We start from the raw sequence: 16,979 nt of genomic DNA, 5'->3' as shown, positions 1-16,979 counted from the left end.
AGAAGGGGGAACGGTGTGACGACGCGCGCGACCGAGCTGCTGCGGGTGGTGCACGCCCGTCCCGGGGTCACCCGGGCGGACGCGGCCCGGCTGATCGGCGTCGGCACCGGGGCGACCACGGAGCTCGTCGGCCGGCTCGGGCAGGCCGGGCTCCTCGCCGAGCAGCCCGCCGCGCCCAGCGGGGCGCGCGGCCGGCCCACCACCTCGCTGATCCCGCACCCGCGCGGGCCGCTCATCGCCGCCGCCTCGATCACCCACGAGGCCTGGCGCGTCGACGTCGTCGAGCTCGGCGGCGGCACGCTGGCCACCGTCCGCAAGGACGTCGGCGGCCACAGCGGCACGGAGGTCGTCGCGGCGATCGGTACGGCCGTGACTCGGCTGCGCCGGCAGTACGGCGACCGCGTCCGCGGCATCGGCATCTCGGCGCCCGGCACGGTCTCCCGCGACCTCGTGCTGGACGCGAGCAACCTGGGCTGGCACGACGTGGACCTGGCGGCGGCCTGGCCGGGTGCGGAGATCTTCGTGGCCGGCAACGACGCCACGCTGGCGGCGTCGGCCGAGTCGCACCGCGGGGTGGCGGTCGGCGCGTCGGTCGCCCTGCACCTGCGGATCGAGGCGGGGCTCGGCGGCGCGGTGGTCAACGGCGGCCAGGTCCTGGTGGGGGCGCTGGGCGCGGCCGGGGAGTTCGGGCACATGCCGTTCGGGGACCCGGCGGTGGCGTGCCCGTGCGGGGCGTACGGCTGCTGGGGCACCGCGGTCGACGGCTCGGCGCTGGCCCGGTTGCTGGGCCACGACCAGCCCCGCGACCCCGTCTCGTACGCCCGCCGCATCATCACCGCCACCGACCCGGAGCCGGCGGCCGCGACGGCGACCGTGGCAGCCGCTCTGGGCCGGGGCATCGCGGGCCTGGTCAACGGCCTCGACCCGGACCTCGTGACGCTGGGCGGCCTGGGCGCCGACCTGCTCGCCGCGGCACCGCAGGCGCTGGAGGAGGCGTACCGGGCGGGGCTGATGGCCTTCCGCCGGGCATCGCCGCCACCGGTGCTCGCCGCGGCGCTGGGCGACGACGGTCCGCTCGCGGGCGCCGCCGAGGAGGCCTGGACCGCCCTGCTGGCGAGCCTCGTCTAGAGGTCGATGGCGACGAGTTGTCCCTGGGCCGTGGCGCTGGGGTAGACCGCGGTGACCGCGTACAGCACGCCGTCGCCGACCACGCAGTCGAAGCCGCCCCGGTCGAGCGGGACCCGGCGGAGGACCTCACCGCCCTCGCGCACGAGCACGCATTCCTTGTTCGGCACGTCGGCGTACCAGACCTGGCCCGGGGCGGGCACGCAGATGCCGTCGGGCGCCGCGTTCTCGAGGGCGGCCCAGACCCGCCGGTTGTGCAGCCCGCCGTCGGGTGCCACGTCGAAGGCGGTGAGCCTGCTGCCGTGCGACTCGGCCACGATCAGCGTGTCGCCGTCGAACGCCATCCCGTTCGGGAAGTCCAGGTCGCCGGCGGCCTCCCGGACCTCGCCCCGGGGCGTGACCACGCTGATCGTTCCCGGTCCGCGCGGTCCCGCGTAGTAGTCGTACCCGATGTTGTTGACGAACACGTTCCCGGCGCGGTCGACGGCGATGTCGTTCCACGGGTACGGCGCCTCGAGCCGGACGAAGGTGCCGAGCGTGCCGTCCGGTTCCTCGCGCAGCAGCGGACCGCGTCCCGTGATCACGACCATCCGGCCGTCGGGCAGCCAGTCGATGCAGAAGGGGAAGTCGGCGATCCGTGCGACGGCCGTCGCGCTGCCGTCGGAGAAGCGGGCGATCTGCCCTGTTCCCCAGTCGCAGAACCAGAGCCGGCCGTCGTGCCAGCGCATCGACTCGCCCAGCGACAGTCCGTCGATCAGTACGCGCACCGCTCGATCCTAGAGTCTGTTTCGTACCATCCGGCGGTGCGCTGGCGAGGTTTCGGGGTGGTGGCCGCGGCGGTCCTGGTCACCATCGTGCTGGCGGGGCACCGGTTGATCCCCGACATGGGCGGCAATCCCGGTAGCGTCATTGAGACGTTCCTACCATGGCTCGGACTCAGCGTACCGATGCTCGCGCCGCTGGGCTGGTGGCGGCGGCCCCGGGTGGCGTTGCCCGCGGTGCTGTTGCCGCTGATCGCGTGGCTGGTGCTTTTCGGACCGGCGCTGCTGCCCGGGGACGAGCGGCAGGACCTGGTCGCCGTGCAGCACAACGCCAGCGACGAGAACCGGGACCCGGCCGGGACGGTACGGGAGCTGCTGCGCGTATCGCCCGACCTGGTGGCGCTCAGCGAGGTGCTTCCCGAGGCGTTGCCGGCGTACGACGCGGCGTTCGGGGCGGCGTACCCGCACCGCGTGGTGCACGGGACCGTGGCGCTGTGGTCGCGCTACCCGATTGCCGAGGAGGCCGCGCTCGACATCCGGCCACGGGCGTTCGCGACGGACTGGAACCGTGGCCTGCGCGCGGCCGTCCGCACCCCGTACGGCGACATCGCGGTGTACGTCGCGCACCTGCCGTCCGTACGCATGGGCGTCACGGGTTTCGCGACGGCACCGCGGAACGAGAGTGCGGCCCGGCTCGGCGCGGCGCTGGACGCCGAGCCGCTCGGCCGGGTGCTGCTGCTGGGCGACCTGAACGGCACCGTCGACGACCGCGGCCTGAAGCCGGTGACCACGCGGCTCGGCACAGCGCCGGCGTTCGCGTTCAGCTGGCCCGCGCGAGCGCCCGTGGCCCGCATCGATCAGATTCTGGGCCGCGGGCTCACCGTGACGTCGCTGTGGTCGCTCCCGCGCACGGGCAGCGACCACCTGCCGGTCGCGGCGCGGATCACCTTCTAGATCGCCGCGATGACGGACGGGTCCGGGAGGTAATAGTCGTCGTCCTGCAGCCGTTCGACGGCCACGTACGAGTCCGTCAGCTGCCACAGGTGCGGCTGCCACGGCTCGACGCGCTCCCGCTTGACGTACATGGGGAAGGCCGCGGTCCGGGAGCCGGTGCGCGCGTCCAGCACCACGATGTGCCGGTCCGGGGTCAGCAGGACGACCTTGTTCGCGCGTACGCCCAGCACCTGAGCCTCGCCCGCCCAGCGCCAGGACGCGGCCCCCGACGCGGTCACGGCACCGCCGGACGCGGTCAGCACGAGGCCGCCGCCGGCGGTCGCCTCGCGCGCGTCCAGGGCCGGCGTACGCACGGGCCGCGGCCCGCCGGTGAGCCAGCCGTGCCCCGCCGCGTCGCGCAGGCCGGCACACCCGGACCGGGCGACGCCGCAGCCCACGGGGGTCGACGGCCCCACCGGCCAGCTGCGGACCGCCGCGCCGGAGGTGACGTCCCAGGCGCCCACGCCGCAGACGAACTGGCCGCCGACGGTGACGAAGGGCGTGACGCAGCCCCGCGGGAGGGTGATCGTCCAGCGCGGTGAGCCGTCGGCGGCCGAGAAGGCGAGGACCTTGCCGCTGTCGCCGACGAAGACGGCCGGGCCGGCCACGTACAGGCCGGGCGGGGCCCAGACGGCGGTCGCGCCGGTGCGGTCGGTGAAGGGCTCGCCGGCCGGTACGCTCGCCCGCCACGCGACGGTCCCGGTACGCCCGTCCAGCGCGATCAACGTCCCGTCGGTCCACCGGCTCACCACCGTGCTCCCGACCGCGACGACCCCGCTGACCTCGGCGGGCCAGCGCCGGTACGACCACAGCGGCGTGATCGCCATCCTCTCGCCGACCGGCCCGTCGGCCTTGATCACGCGCGGGCCGGCGTACACCCGGATCCGGTCGTCGACGATCAGCGGCGCCTGCGTGACCTTGCCGGTGGCGCCCGGCGGCAGGACGGCCGCGACCGGGTACGCGCCGGTCGCCGGCTCGAGCACCTCGGCCGGGCCGAGCACCCGCCAGCCGATCAGCCCCGCGGCGGCCAGCACGACGAGGGCGGCGAGCGCGCGCAGCAGGTTCCGGGTCACCCCCGGGACAGTAATTCAGGCGGCGGCGGCCAGGTCGTCGAGGTCGCGGCGGAGCGCCCCCTCGACCGTACGGGCGGCCAGCCCGCCGAACACCAGCGCCAGGAACCGGCCGGCGGGCGCCGTCGGGGCGCCGTCCTGCACGACCGTGACCATCGTGCCGCCGCGGTGCCGGCCCTCGATGACCGGCACGAACGTGTACGTCATCCGGTAGTCCGCGCCGATGCCCGGCGACCCGACCACGAACCGTTCCGGCACGGCGCACTCGCGGACCCGGAACTCCTCGGTGATCTCGCCGCCGTCCGCCATCGTCCGGGTCTCCCGCCACACCGTGCCGGCGCCGAACGGGCCGGGGGTGAGCAGCTCGACGCGGGTGACCGTGGACAGCCACTCGCAGCGGCGGGCCAGATCGGTGAAGACCCGCCACACCTCGACGACCGGCGCCTCGACCAGCCGGGTGACCGCGACCGTGGACATGGGTCACAACTTACGGGCAGTCGCGCCTCAGCGACAGACGGTTCCGGTTACCTCGCCGAGGCCGATAGTGCCGCCATCTGCACCGGCGGCGGTCGCGCTGATCGTCACGGTGTCGCCGTCGAGAAGGAACCCCCGCGTCGATCCGTCGGCGAGCGTGACGGGCCGTTCCCCGTTCCAGGTGAGCTCCAGGAACGAGCCGGCCTCCTCGCGGGCCGGCCCGGAGACCGTCCCGGACGCGTAGAGGTCGCCGGTACGCACCACCGCGCCGTTGACCGTCAGGTGGGCGAGCTGCTGAGCTGCCGTCCAGTACATCTGCGCGAAGGGCGGGGTGCTGACCTGCGTACCGTTCCATTCGACCCGCAACCGGACGTCGAAGGCCGGTCCCGGCGGCAGCAGATAGTCCTGCGGTACGGGATCCTGCGCCGGCGGCGGCACCTGGGCCAGCGCGGACAACGGCACCACCCAGGGCGACACCGAGGTGGCGAAGGACTTGGCCAGGAACGGCCCGAGCGGCTGGTACTCGAACGCCTGGATGTCGCGGGCGGACCAGTCGTTGACGAGCACCACGCCGAAGACGTGCTCGGCGAAGTCCGCGGTGCTGATGCGCCGGCCCGGCACCCCGACCACGAACCCGACCTCGGCCTCCACGTCGAGCCGCCGGGTGGGGCCGAACACGCCGGCGCCGAGCTGGCCGGCGGGCCGCTCGATGGGCGTACCGGAGACCACGACCGTCGCCGACCGGCCGTGGTAGCCGATCGGGAGCTGCTTCCAGTTGTCCCGCAGCGGCGGGCCGCCCGGGCGCAGGATCCGGCTCACGTTCGCGGCGTGGTGCTCGGAGGAGTAGAAGTCCGTGTAGTCGGCCACGTCGAACGGCAGGTGCAGCTCGACGTCGCCCAGCGGGATCGCGGGCAGCGCCGGCGCCAGCTCCACGATCCGGGCCCGGATGGCGGCCCACTGGGGGCGGCCGAGGGACATCAGCACATTGAGGGAAGGCTGCTGCAGCGCCCCGCCCGCGAGGATCAGGTCGTCCGCCTCGGCGCGGGACAGGTCCAGGACCGTGTCGCCGAGCCGTACGCCGATCCTGCGCACGCCGTCGCCGGGGGTGGAGAAGACGCCGTACGGCAGGTTCTCCAGTCCGAAAAGGGTCACTCGTAGCCACCGTTGATCAGGCCGAGCCGGATCAGCTCCGTCACCGGCTCCAGCAGGTTGCCCGTACCGAATCCCACCCACAGCGGCCGCTCGTGGTCGCGCCGGGCGCGGGCGGGCTCCACCAGCGGCAGCGGGTGCGTCGCCGCGAGCACCTCGGCCACCTCGGCCACCTCGCCGCCGTCCGCGGCCAGCGTGGCGGCGACCAGCACGTTGAGGAAGCCGTGGTGGGCGAAGCCGGTCTCCGGGTCGGTGTGCCGCAGGGCGTGCCGCAGCCCCGCGGCGAGCTTGAACGGCAGGTCCCGGTCCCGGCACGCGCAGATCACGGCGGCCAGCTCGACCGGGGTCGGGAACAGCTCGGCCGCGAGCCCGCCGACGCGGAACTTGGGGCGGATCGCCACCCCCTCGGCTCGGGCCGCGGCGACCGTGTCGAGCGCCGCGAGCAGGCCCCAGCTGAGCGGGATCTCGGCGTACACCTGCAGGTCGAGCTCGGCCTCGGCGAGCGTGCGCAGCGCACCCAGGCCTGGTTGGGGGTCCTCGCCGCGGCGCGAGACCAGCGCCTCGACCTGGCTGACGACCGCGCCGGCGGCGCGCATCTTCGAGACGGCGGCGGGCAGGGCGGCGATGGCGGCGTCGTTCACGACACCCACGGCCAGGCCGTCCGTCGCGGCGTCCACCGATGACGGTACGAGCAGCGCACCGAACATCCCGGCATACCAGGCATCCCGGTGTCTGCGGTGCGCGGCGACCGCTTCGGGGACGCTGAGCACGGCGGGTGGAAGCAACGACGCATCGTCCACGAGGCCGGCGAAGAGCCGTGGCACGAGCGTTGACACGAATACTGAACCTAATGGACGCTTCGAGAGCCGGACAACACCGTCCGTAATGTCAGTTTCCAAGGGGTGGTGGCAACGATGCCGTACTACCGCAGCGTCGGGGAGATCCCCCGCAAGCGGCACACCCAGTTCCGCCGGCCCGACGGCGGACTCTACGCCGAAGAACTCATGGGCCAGGAAGGCTTCTCCTCCGACTCGTCCCTGCTCTACCACCGGTACGCCCCCACGGCCATCGCCTCGGCCGAGGTGTACGAGCCACCGGCGACCCGGCAGTCGCCCAACCTGCCGTTGAAGCCGCGGCACCTGCGCACGCACAAGCTCGACACGGGTCCGGCCGACGCGGTCCTGGGCCGCCATCCGCTGCTCGCCAACGGCGACGTCCGGATCGGCTACGTGGTCGCGGACCGGCCGTCCCCGCTCTACCGCGACGCCGTCGGCGACGAGTGCCTGTACGTCGAGGAGGGCACCGCGACGATCGAGACCACGTTCGGCGCGCTGAGCGTGGGCACCGGCGACTACGTGATCATTCCGACGTCCGTGGTGCACCGGATCGTGCCCGACGGCCCGGTACGGCTGCTGACCATCGAGGCGACCGGGCACATCGGCCCGCCGAAGCGCTACCTGTCCGTCCGCGGGCAGTTCCTGGAGCACTCGCCGTACTGCGAGCGCGACGTCCGCGGCCCGGGCGAACCCCTGCAGGCCGAGGGCGAGAACGTCGAGGTGTACGTCAAGCACCGCGCGGGCTGGACCCGGCACGTGTACGCCCACCATCCGTTCGACGTGGTCGGCTGGGACGGCTGCCTGTACCCGTGGGCGTTCTCGATCCACGACTTCGAGCCGATCACCGGCCGCCTGCACCAGCCGCCGCCGGTGCACCAGACGTTCGAGGGTCCCAACTTCGTGGTGTGCTCGTTCGTGCCCCGCAAGGTCGACTACCACCCGCTGGCGATCCCGGTGCCGTACAACCACCACAACGTCGACTCGGACGAGATGATGTTCTACACCGGCGGCAACTACGAGGCCCGCCGCGGCTCGGGCATCGAGCAGGGCTCGATCTCGCTGCACCCGTCCGGCTTCACGCACGGGCCGCAGCCGGGCGCGGTGGAACGGTCGATCGGCGCGGAGCACTTCGACGAGCTCGCGGTCATGGTCGACACCTTCCGACCACTCGACCTCTGCGACGCGGCCCTGACCGTCGAGGACACCGCGTACGCCTGGACCTGGAACCGATAGGCAGGAGGCGGGCAGCTCGTGGCTGCCCGCCTCCCCCTTTCCCCGGATCAGTTGATGTGGAACTGCTCGCCGTAGACGGCGAAGTCGAGCGGGGTGTTCAGGTCGAAGTTGCCGTTGCGGAGGAAGACCCGCTGGGCGGTGTCCACCCGGCTCGTGTCCGAGTGGGCCTCCTCCTTCTTCATCTCCACGACCCGCTCGTCCAGGAACGCGTTCAGCCAGGTGGTCTCGTTACCGCCCTGCGCCGGCGGCTTGGCCCGCTGCAGCGCGCGGCTGCGGATCTGGCGCATGCCCTCGTAGCCGTGCATGACCGCGGCGTCGTAGTAGGCGAACTGGCCGAGCGCGCGCACGCCGTCGTTCTTGCCGTCGCGTACGGACGGGTTGAAGTACACGCGGTCGCGTTCCGCCTCCTGGGCCGCCTGGAACACCGAGTCGGCCGCGGCGGTCTTCCAGTCACGGGTGAAGTTCGGGTCGAGCCCGGCGTGCGAGTCCGTGCCGTCGACCGTACGCAGCGCCGGCAGGTACTTGGCCAGCACGTTCCCCGGCTTCGTGGCCGTGTACGCCTCGACGAGCTCGAGCATGTCGCCCGTACCGGAGCAGAAGCCGATGATGCCCGCGGTGTAGCCCCGCCCGTCGCCGATGTCCTCGATGTAGCTGAACTGCGCCCGCCAGTCGAGCGACGAGTTCTCGGCGGCCGAGACGATCTGCATCGCCACGTCCTTCTTCGCCGGGTTGTCGAGGTTGGCGCCGTTGTTCTGCGGCGGCGTGGTCGGCGGGGTCGTCGGGGTGCTGGTGCCGCCCGGCAGCGTCCACTTCTGGTTGGCGGCGCCGCCGCAGGTCCAGATCTGCAGCCGGGTGCCGTTCGCGGAGCTCTGGCCGGTGACGTCGAGGCACTTGCCGGAACCGGTGTTGACCAGGGTGCCGCCGGAGCCGGCGGTCCACTTCTGGGCGCCGGTGCCGTTGCAGTCGTACAGCTGGATCTTCGTGCCGTCGGCCGTGCCGGCGGCGGTGACGTCGAGGCACTTGCCCAGCGCCTGGATGGAGTTGTCCGCGTTGCCGACCGTCCAGGTCTGCGCGTTCGTACCGTTGCAGTCGTACAGCTGGATCGCGGTGCCGTTGGCCGAGTTGGCGGCGGCGACGTCGACGCACTTGCCGCCGAGTCCCTTGATCGGGCCGGCGGTCGCGGCGCTGGCGGGGAGCAGGCCGTAGGCGACGGCCGCTGCGGGGATCAGCACGCCGCCGAGGGCATAGGACAGCGTTCTCTTGCGGTTCATGGCGCTCCTCGTGGGGGATGGAGGGGGTGGGCGCGCAGAGGTGACCGTCGATGGCAGGCGCTGGGGATGCCCGCCATCGACGGCGATGAGTGGTCACGCTAGGTCAGTTAAAGTGATTTATCAATAGCCGTCGCAGCGCGGTCACGTGCGCCCTTTCGGGCAGACGAGCGGCCAACGGGAACTCACTGTTGACTTCACGGGGTGACGGTTCTACGGTCCAGCTAATTGTTAGCCAGATTGCCAATCACCTCGGAGGCCCGGTGACACGCCTGGCGGGTTCGTCCAAACTGCTGCGCGCCATGAACGCGAGCGCGGCCCTCGGCCATCTGCTCGAGGCGGGCGGTCTCACCCGCGCCGACCTGCGCAAGCTGACGCAGCTCTCCACCCCGACCATCTCCGAGGTGCTGCGCCGGCTCACCGAGGCCGGCCTGGTGACCGTCGTCGGCTACCACAGCGGCCGGCCGGGACCCAACGCGGAGATCTATGCGGCGAACCCGGACGCAGCGTACGCCGCCGCCGTGTCCGTCCGCGACATCGGTGCCAGCGGGGCGCCCTCGGTCGTCGCCGCGCTCTGCGACCTGACCGGCGCCGAGCGGGCCCGCATCGAGCGCCGGATCGACTTCCTGCGGACCGACCCCAAGACCGCCCTGGTCGAGGTGGTCGCGGACCTGCGCGAGGAGGCCGGTGTGGCGGCTGAGGGGATCCACCACGTCCAGCTCGGCGTCGCCGGCTCGTACGACTCCCGCGCGCAGACCATCCGCCACGTCGACGTCCCCGGCTTCTCCCGCCCCGGCCTGGTGCCGGAGATAGCCGCGGCGCTCGGCACCCGCGTCGGCGTCGACAACGACGTCAACCTCGCCGCGGTCGCCGAGCGTCGCCACGGCGTGGGCACCGACGCCGACGGCTTCGCGCTGATCTGGCTCGGCCAGGAGGGCCTCGGTCTCGCCATCGACATCGGCGGCACGCTGCTGCGCGGTGCCCGCGGCGGCGCCGGCGAGATCGGCTACATGCCGCTGTACGCACCCGACTCCACTCACCGCAAGGTCGACCTGCAGGACCTCGTCGGCGGCGCCGCGGTCCTCGCGCTCGGCAGGGACCACGGCGTGCCCGGGCGTACCCCGCTCGAGGTGGTCCAGGCCGCCGCGGCCGACCCGGAGGCGGGCGAGTTCTTCACCGAGCTCGCCGACCGCGTCTCGGTGGGGCTCGCCGCCGTCATCGCCGTGCTCGACCCCTCGCTCGTCGTCCTCGCCGGACCGGTCGCGCAGGCCGGCGGGCAAACCCTGCTCGCGGCGGTCACCACGGCCGTGCGCCGGGCCGCCCCGCTGGAGAGCGCCATCGCCGTCACCACGATCGACGACGACGCCGTGCTGCTCGGCGCCCTCGACGCCGGGCTCACCGCCGTCCGCGAGGCGCTGATCGCCTCGATCCGCGACGACCAAGCCTGACCCCTTCCCGAGCACCACCCTTCGAGAGGACCCTCGAGTGAACAAGCGGATACCCCCTGCCCAAAAACCGGTCATCGCCGCCCTCACGGCCTTGCTGCTGACCGCCGCGTGCACCCCCGCGCCCAAGGAACAGAAGATCGCCGACCCGGGTACGGAGGTGTCCGGCACCGTCGAGCTGTGGCACTTCTTCACCGAGCGGGAGGCCGCCGCGATCGACACCGTGGTCAAGGACTTCGAGAACAGTCACCCGAAGATCAAGGTGACCGTGAAGCCGGGTCAGGACGACTCGAAGATGACGCAGGCCATCGGCGCGGGCAACGGGCCGGACATCGGGCTGTCGTACTCCACCGACATCGTCGGCAAGTTCTGCTCGTCCGGCGCGTGGGTGGATCTGGCGCCGTACATCAAGCGCGACAACGTCGATCTGGGACAGCTGAACGCCACGACCCGGCAGTACACGGAGTTCGGCGGCAAGCGCTGCGCGATGCCGTTCCTCGCCGACGCGTACGGAATGTTCTACAACAAGGACCTCTTCGCGAAGGCCGGCATCGCCCAGCCGCCGAAGACGCTGGACGAGCTCACCGAGGACGCCAAGAAGCTCACGGTGAAGAACCCCGACGGCTCGCTGAAGACGGTCGGCTTCCTGCCGCTCTTCGACTTCTACGAGAACGCGGCGGCCCACCTGGCCCCGGCCGTGGGCGCGAAGTGGCTGACCGACGACGGCAAGTCCGCGGTCGGCGCCGACCCGGCCTGGAAGACGCTGCTGACCTGGCAGAAGAACCTTATCGACTGGTACGGCTACGAGAACCTGCGCACGTTCCGGGCCGGCCTGGGCGACGAGTTCAGCGCGGACAACGCGTTCCAGAAGGGACAGGTGGCGATCAACATAGACGCCGAGTACCGGCTCGCCTTCCTCAAGGACCAGGCCCCGAAGCTGACGTACGGCGTCGCGCCGATCCCGGTCAGCGACCCGGCCCGGTACGGCGCCGGCTACGTCACCGGCAACATCGTCGGCATCTCGAAGAACGCCAAGAATCCCGAGGCCGCCTGGGAGCTCATCAAGTACCTGACGACGAACGACGCCACGATCGTCAAGCTGGCGAACTCGCTGAAGAACCTGCCCACCACGACCAAGGCGGTGAGCGACCCCGGCCTTCAGGTGGAGCCGGAGTTCAAGACGTTCATGGACATCTTCGCCAGCCCGAACTCGTCCACCACGCCGCCGTCCGCGTCCGGGCCGGCGTACCAGGAGACGTTCCAGACGTTCGCGACGAACTGGCAGTCCGGCAAGGTGAAGAACCTCGACGCCGGGCTCGCCGACGCCGACAAGCAGATCAACAGCGTGATGACACTGGGCGGCTGACATGCGGCTGCGCCGGAACCTGACCACGCTGTCCTTCCTGGCCCCCGCTCTGGTCGGGATCGCGGTCTTCTTCATCTATCCGCTGCTGTCCGCGGTGTACTTCTCGTTCACCAAGTTCGACCTGCTGACCGTGCCGCAGTGGGTCGGGCTGGCGAACTACCGGCGGATGGCCGACGACCCCAACCTGCTCCAGTCGATCCGCAACACGCTGTGGATGGTCGTGGTCTTCGTCCCCGTCCGCATCATCAGCGCGATCGGCCTGTCGATGCTGCTCACCCAGATCAAGCGGGGGGCCGGCTTCTTCCGGACGATCTTCTACCTGCCGGCGCTGGCGCCACCGGTCGCGGCGACCATCGCCTTCGTCTACCTGCTCAAGCCCGGTACGGGCCCGGTCAACACGTTCCTCGGCCACCTCGGCATCGAGGGCCCGCTCTGGTTCAACTCGCCGGACTGGTCCAAGCCGTCGCTGGTCCTGCTCGGGCTCTGGGGCATCGGCGACATCATGATCATCTTCCTGGCGGCCGTGCTGGGCGTCTCCCCGAGTCTCTACGAGGCGGCGTCGCTCGACGGCGCCAACGCCTGGCACCGCTTCCGCTACGTGACCCTGCCGTCGATCCGCCCGGTGATCCTGTTCGCCACGGTCACCGGCGTGATCTACACGCTGCAGTACTTCGACCAGGCCGCGGTCGCCGGGTCCATCGCCAGCGGCCAGGCGACCACCGGTGCCGGCGTATCGCAGTCCTTCGGCTTCCCCGAGGGCTCCACCTTCACCTATCCGCTCTGGCTCTACACGGTCGGCTTCCGCTACAACGCGCTCGGCTACGCCAACGCCATGGCCGTCGCGCTGTTCGTGGTCGCCCTCGCCGTGACGGTGATCCTGCTCCGCCGCTCCAAGGCCTTCTCCGGGGAGGACCAATGACAACCCTGCTGGAACGGCCGCCGCGCACCGCCGCGGTCACCCCTCGACAGGTACGCCGCCAGAACCGGCTCGCGTGGATCGCCCGGCACAGCATCGCCATCGTGCTGGCCATCATGTTCCTGACCCCGGTGGGCTACCTGCTCCTGATCTCCGTGATGACCAGCGATCAGGCGCTGACCAGCGACTACTGGCCCAACACCTGGCACTTCGACAACTACGTACGCGTCTTCGAGGTCACCCCGCTGCCGCGGTACCTGCTCAACACGGTGATCTACGCGGTCCTGGCCACCGCGTTCATGCTGCTGTCCAGCGTGCCGGCCGCGTACGCCCTGGCCAAGCTGAGGTTCCGCGGCCGCAACGCGATGTTCCTGGCCGTCATCTGCGTGATGATGTTGCCGCCGCAGGTGGTGACCGTCCCGCTCTACCTGATGTGGGCCCGGTACGGCCTCACCGGCTCGCTGACCCCGCTGATCGTGCCGATGCTCTTCGGCGACGCGTTCTGCATCTTCCTGCTGCGGCAGTTCCTGCTGACCATCCCGTCCGACTACCTGGACGCGGCCCGGGTCGACGGCTGCGGCGAATGGCGGACCCTGATCCGCGTCGTGCTGCCGATGGCCCGCCCGGGCATCGCCGCCGCGGGACTGTTCCAGTTCTTCTACGCCTGGAACGACTACTACGGGCCGCTGCTCTACACCAGCGAGAACGAGCGCTCGTGGACGCTGTCGCTGGGTCTCGCCTCGTTCCACGGTGTCCATCACGTCGACTGGAACCTCGTCACGGCCGCCACCGTGCTGGCCATGGCGCCGATCGTCGTCGTGTTCTTCTTCGCCCAGAAGGCATTCGTCCAGGGCGTCACACTCACGGGGGTCAAGGGGTGAAGATCGCTGTCGTCGGCGGCGGGTCCACGTACACGCCGGAGCTGGTGGACGGGTTCGCCCGGCTCGGTTCGATGGTGTCGGAGCTTGTGCTGATCGATCCCGCCGGGGAGCGGCTCGACGTGGTCGGCGCCTTCTCCGAGCGGATCTTCCGGCACCACGGCCACCCGGGGAAGGTCACCTGGACCACCGACCTCGACGCCGGCGTCACCGACGCCGACGCCGCGGTGATCCAGCTGCGCGTCGGCGGGCAGGCCGCCCGGATCAGCGACGAGACCTTCCCGCTGACCTGCGGCTGCGTCGGCCAGGAAACCACGGGGGCGGGCGGGCTCGCGAAGGCTCTGCGTACGGTCCCCGTCGTGCTCGACGTCGCCGGGCGCATCCGGGCCCGCGCCAAGCCGGGAGCGTGGATCGTCGACTTCACCAACCCCGTCGGCATCGTGACCCGCGCCCTGCTCGACGCCGGGCACAAGGCGGTCGGGCTCTGCAACGTGGCGATCGGCTTCCAGCGCCGCTTCGCCGCCCTGCTCGGCGTCGACCCGTCCGCCGTCGTGCTCGACCACGTCGGCCTCAACCACCTGACCTGGGAACGGGCGGCCTATGTGGACGGCGTCGACCGGCTGCCCGGGCTGCTGCGCGAGCACCTCCCGGAGCTCGCCGCCGAGGTGGAGCTCGATCCCGCGGTGCTCACGGCGCTCGGCAACGTGCCGTCGTACTACCTCAGCTACTTCTACGCGCACGACCAGCACGTACGCGCCGCGGCCGGCGCGCCCACGCGGGGTCAGCGGGTCGCCGAGATCGAGGCGACGCTGCTCGAGATGTACCGCGATCCGGCGCTGGAGGAGAAGCCCGCGCTGCTGGGCGAGCGCGGTGGGGCGTACTACTCGGAGGCGGCCGTCGGGCTGATCGCGGCGCTGCACGGCCACGACCCCGACGGCGTGCACTCGGTCAACGTCCGCAACAACGGCACGCTGCCGTTCCTCGACGACCGGGCCGTCATCGAGGTCTCCGCACGGGCAGGCCAGGACGGCCCGGCACCGCTGCCGGTCACCCCGCTCGCGCCCGACCTGGCCGGACTGGTCGCGCACGTCTCCGGGTACGAGGAACTGGCGCTCGACGCCGCCCTGCGCGGCGGACGGCACCGGGTGTACCGCGCGTTGCTGGCCCACCCGCTGATCGGCCAGCACAAGCGGGCGGAGAAGCTGACCGACGAACTGCTCGCCACGGGTGCCCGGCACCTGGCCTGGGCTCGATGAGACTCTTCCTGGCCGTGGACGGCGGCAACTCCAAGACCGACGTCGTCCTCGGCACGGCGGACGGCCACGTGCTCGGCTTCGTCCGCGGCCCGACCACGTCGCCGCACTCGATCGGCCTGGCCGGCGCTCTGCACGTCCTCGACGGCCTGATCACCGCCGTACGCGCGGAAGCCGGCCTGGCACCCACCGACCCGATCGACGTGGCCGCGGTCTACCTCGCCGGAGCGGACCTGCCCGTGGAGGTGGAACGTCTGCACGCCGCCATCTCCGCGCGCGCCTGGAGCCGCACCACGCTCGTGGACAACGACTGCTTCGCCCTGATGCGCGCGGGCACCTCGCTCCCGGACGCGGTCGCCGTGGTCTGCGGGGCGGGCACCAACTGTGTCGGACGGTCCGCCGACGGCCGTACGGCCCGGTTCGTCGCCCTGGGCCCGATCTCCGGCGACTGGGGCGGCGGCCACGACCTGGCCGAGCACACCCTGCGGCTGGCGGCCCGGGGCGAGGACGGCCGCGGCGAACCCACCGCGCTCTCCGCCGCCGTCGCCGCCCACTTCGACCGGGCCCGCGTCGAACAGGTCAGCATCGGCCTGCACCTCGGCGAGATCGACCCGCTCCGGGTCCGCGAACTCGCACCGCTGCTGTTCGCCGTGGCCACCGCGGGCGATCCCGTCGCCGAAGGGCTGGTACGCCGCCAGGCCGAGGAGATCCTGGCCCAGCACCGGGTGGCCGCGGGCCGGCTCGGGCTGCTGGGCGTACGGCACGCGCTGGTCCTGGGCGGTGGCGTGCTGCGCGCCCGGCACCCCGTGCTGCACGACCGGGTGGTGGCGGGCGCCCACGCCCAAGCGCCGCTGGCCGAGATCGGCGTGCTCGACGCCCCGCCCGCCGTCGGTGCGGCCCTGCTGGCCCTCGACACCCTGGGCTGCCGTCCGGTCGCCGAGGAGCGCCTGCGGGCGAGCATGCGCGGCCTCGTACCCGCCACGGCGGTGCCCGCGGTGGCGCTCGGGAACGTGGGTTAGGCGCGCTGGGTCAGGACCATCAGTTCCGCGACGGCCGCGAGCACCATCGCAGCGACCAGGGGCGCCAGGCCACCGATCACCGCGTACAGGACGAGCAGCACGGGGGCCAGGGTGGCCGCGTACACGGCGAGGACCAGCCTGGGCGCGGTCGTCCGGGCCCTGCGCAGCACGGTGCCCAGCGGCTCCGGGCGCAGCTGCCGGGTCAGCCACCCGACGAGCCCGAGCAGCAGCACCACGCCGATCATCCCGGCCCACGTCCGTGCGATCCCCGCGCTGGACAGCGTCATCACGGCGCTCAGCACCGCCGCGATCATCACACCGTTGGCGCCGAACAGAACCGCCTGCCGCAGCGCGGCGACCGTGACGGCGGAGCGATCCAGCACCGGGCCCGCCGGCGGCGTCACGTCCACCGGCTCCGCGGCAGCCGCCGCAGCCTGCTGATCCGGCTCCGCGGCCTGCAGCGTCGCCTCGTCCGCCAGCGCCTCCAGCGCCTGGGCCCACCGCCGCCGCTCCAGCCGGACCAGGCCGACGTCGCGCTGGGCGTCGCCGATGGCCGGGTCGAGGTCGAGCGCCTCGCTGTACCCGCGCTGCGCCAGGTCGAACAGCCGCAGCCGGGCCGCGACGACCGCGAGCACCAGGTGGGCCTCGGCGTCCCGCGGAGCGAGCCGTACCCCGTTCCACGCCGCGTTCAGCGCCGCCTGGCCGTTCCGCGACTCGCTGAGCAGGGCGGCCCCCGTACGCTGCGCGAACGCCTCCTCCGGCCACCGGGTGAGGATCTCCCCCGCGACCTGCGCCGCCTCCCCGTAGCGGCGCTCGTCGGTCAGCGCCATGGCCCGCACGACGAGCGGCTCGATCATCCGGGGAGCGACGGCGACCGCCCGGTCCGCGGCCGCGAGCGCGTCCACCGGCTGCCCGGCCGCCACGTGCAACCGCGCCAGCGTGGTCAGCAGCCCGGCATCGGAGGGCGCGGTCGCCAGCCCGGCGGCGATGTCCGCGGCCGCCTCGTCGTACCGGCCGAGATCGGCCATCAGCAGAGCCCGCTGGCGGTACTCCTCGGGGGTCGTCTCGGGATCGGACTGGGAGGTGGGCTCGCTCGACACCCGTCGAGCCTAGGCCGTCCCCGGCGAGATCACCCGCCCCGCGACGACGGCACCGGCTCCCGCCTGCCGACACACCAGCCGCCGGCCCGGGTC

At 72.4% G+C, this 16,979-nt stretch carries 16 protein-coding genes; 9 read left to right on the top strand and 7 right to left on the bottom strand.

The window, feature by feature from the left end; translation table 11 throughout:
• The first annotated feature begins 15 nt into the window (after positions 1 to 15).
• Positions 16 to 1,128, top strand: coding sequence for an ROK family protein (locus IT780_RS05345; protein ID WP_199510270.1), 1,113 nt, complete (start codon positions 16 to 18; stop codon positions 1,126 to 1,128).
• Here IT780_RS05345 and IT780_RS05340 read toward each other — a convergent pair.
• On the bottom strand, positions 1,125 to 1,892 hold the full coding sequence (locus tag IT780_RS05340) for an SMP-30/gluconolactonase/LRE family protein (RefSeq protein WP_307831051.1): 768 nt from the start codon (positions 1,890 to 1,892) through the stop codon (positions 1,125 to 1,127). The two genes, IT780_RS05345 and IT780_RS05340, sit on opposite strands and share 4 nt — an antisense overlap.
• A gap of 36 nt (positions 1,893 to 1,928) precedes the next feature.
• Here IT780_RS05340 and IT780_RS05335 point away from each other — a divergent pair, with 36 nt between their 5' ends.
• Positions 1,929 to 2,840: an endonuclease/exonuclease/phosphatase family protein gene (locus tag IT780_RS05335; protein ID WP_307831050.1), complete on the top strand. Its 912-nt coding sequence runs from the start codon at positions 1,929 to 1,931 to the stop codon at positions 2,838 to 2,840.
• Here IT780_RS05335 and IT780_RS05330 read toward each other — a convergent pair.
• The 4 genes from IT780_RS05330 to IT780_RS05315 are packed head-to-tail and all read right to left on the bottom strand — an operon-like array spanning position 2,837 to position 6,408.
• Positions 2,837 to 3,952, bottom strand: a complete 1,116-nt coding sequence (locus IT780_RS05330) for an outer membrane protein assembly factor BamB family protein (protein ID WP_199510269.1) — start codon at positions 3,950 to 3,952, stop codon at positions 2,837 to 2,839. The genes IT780_RS05335 and IT780_RS05330 overlap by 4 nt on opposite strands.
• Before the next feature lie 15 nt (positions 3,953 to 3,967).
• A complete protein-coding gene (locus IT780_RS05325; RefSeq protein WP_199510268.1) occupies positions 3,968 to 4,426 on the bottom strand; it encodes an SRPBCC family protein in 459 nt (152 codons plus the stop codon).
• 27 nt (positions 4,427 to 4,453) lie between these two features.
• The gene (gene fahA / locus IT780_RS05320; protein WP_199510267.1) at positions 4,454 to 5,575 is read right to left on the bottom strand and encodes a fumarylacetoacetase; all 1,122 of its coding nucleotides are present in this window, start codon (positions 5,573 to 5,575) and stop codon (positions 4,454 to 4,456) included.
• Positions 5,572 to 6,408, bottom strand: a complete 837-nt coding sequence (locus IT780_RS05315) for a hypothetical protein (protein WP_199510266.1) — start codon at positions 6,406 to 6,408, stop codon at positions 5,572 to 5,574. Before IT780_RS05315 ends, fahA begins: the two co-directional genes overlap by 4 nt.
• A gap of 78 nt (positions 6,409 to 6,486) precedes the next feature.
• Between IT780_RS05315 and IT780_RS05310 the strand changes: the two genes are divergently transcribed.
• A complete protein-coding gene (locus IT780_RS05310) occupies positions 6,487 to 7,641 on the top strand; it encodes a homogentisate 1,2-dioxygenase (RefSeq protein WP_199510265.1) in 1,155 nt (384 codons plus the stop codon).
• Between the two features lie 47 nt (positions 7,642 to 7,688).
• On the opposite strand, the gene IT780_RS05305 is transcribed toward IT780_RS05310, so the two are convergent.
• Positions 7,689 to 8,912 (bottom strand): chitosanase, encoded by a 1,224-nt coding sequence (locus IT780_RS05305; protein WP_199510264.1) that lies wholly within the window; start codon positions 8,910 to 8,912, stop codon positions 7,689 to 7,691.
• 260 nt (positions 8,913 to 9,172) lie between these two features.
• On the opposite strand from IT780_RS05305, the gene IT780_RS05300 reads away from it, so the two are divergent.
• The 6 genes from IT780_RS05300 to IT780_RS05275 are packed head-to-tail and all read left to right on the top strand — an operon-like array spanning position 9,173 to position 15,786.
• Positions 9,173 to 10,357 carry an ROK family transcriptional regulator gene (locus IT780_RS05300; RefSeq protein WP_199510263.1) on the top strand — a complete coding sequence of 395 codons (1,185 nt, stop codon included), beginning with the start codon at positions 9,173 to 9,175 and terminating at the stop codon, positions 10,355 to 10,357.
• A gap of 37 nt (positions 10,358 to 10,394) precedes the next feature.
• Positions 10,395 to 11,720: an ABC transporter substrate-binding protein gene (locus tag IT780_RS05295; protein ID WP_199510262.1), complete on the top strand. Its 1,326-nt coding sequence runs from the start codon at positions 10,395 to 10,397 to the stop codon at positions 11,718 to 11,720.
• Position 11,721: 1 nt separating this feature from the next.
• Positions 11,722 to 12,639, top strand: a complete 918-nt coding sequence (locus tag IT780_RS05290; protein WP_199510261.1) for a carbohydrate ABC transporter permease — start codon at positions 11,722 to 11,724, stop codon at positions 12,637 to 12,639.
• On the top strand, positions 12,636 to 13,517 hold the full coding sequence (locus IT780_RS05285; RefSeq protein WP_199510260.1) for a carbohydrate ABC transporter permease: 882 nt from the start codon (positions 12,636 to 12,638) through the stop codon (positions 13,515 to 13,517). The genes IT780_RS05290 and IT780_RS05285 overlap by 4 nt, the downstream gene beginning before the upstream one ends.
• Positions 13,514 to 14,770, top strand: a complete 1,257-nt coding sequence (locus IT780_RS05280) for a family 4 glycosyl hydrolase (RefSeq protein WP_199510259.1) — start codon at positions 13,514 to 13,516, stop codon at positions 14,768 to 14,770. The genes IT780_RS05285 and IT780_RS05280 overlap by 4 nt, the downstream gene beginning before the upstream one ends.
• Positions 14,767 to 15,786 carry an N-acetylglucosamine kinase gene (locus IT780_RS05275; RefSeq protein WP_199510258.1) on the top strand — a complete coding sequence of 340 codons (1,020 nt, stop codon included), beginning with the start codon at positions 14,767 to 14,769 and terminating at the stop codon, positions 15,784 to 15,786. The genes IT780_RS05280 and IT780_RS05275 overlap by 4 nt, the downstream gene beginning before the upstream one ends.
• Here the strand turns inward: IT780_RS05275 and IT780_RS05270 are convergent.
• Positions 15,783 to 16,886 carry a tetratricopeptide repeat protein gene (locus IT780_RS05270; RefSeq protein WP_199510257.1) on the bottom strand — a complete coding sequence of 368 codons (1,104 nt, stop codon included), beginning with the start codon at positions 16,884 to 16,886 and terminating at the stop codon, positions 15,783 to 15,785. The genes IT780_RS05275 and IT780_RS05270 overlap by 4 nt on opposite strands.
• Positions 16,887 to 16,979 lie beyond the last annotated feature (93 nt).

Source organism: Nucisporomicrobium flavum (assembly GCF_016464385.1).
GTDB lineage: Bacteria > Actinomycetota > Actinomycetes > Mycobacteriales > Micromonosporaceae > Actinoplanes > Actinoplanes flavus_A.
The sequence above is the reverse complement of the archived record's forward strand: the minus strand, read 5'-3'. Positions and strand labels throughout refer to the sequence as shown.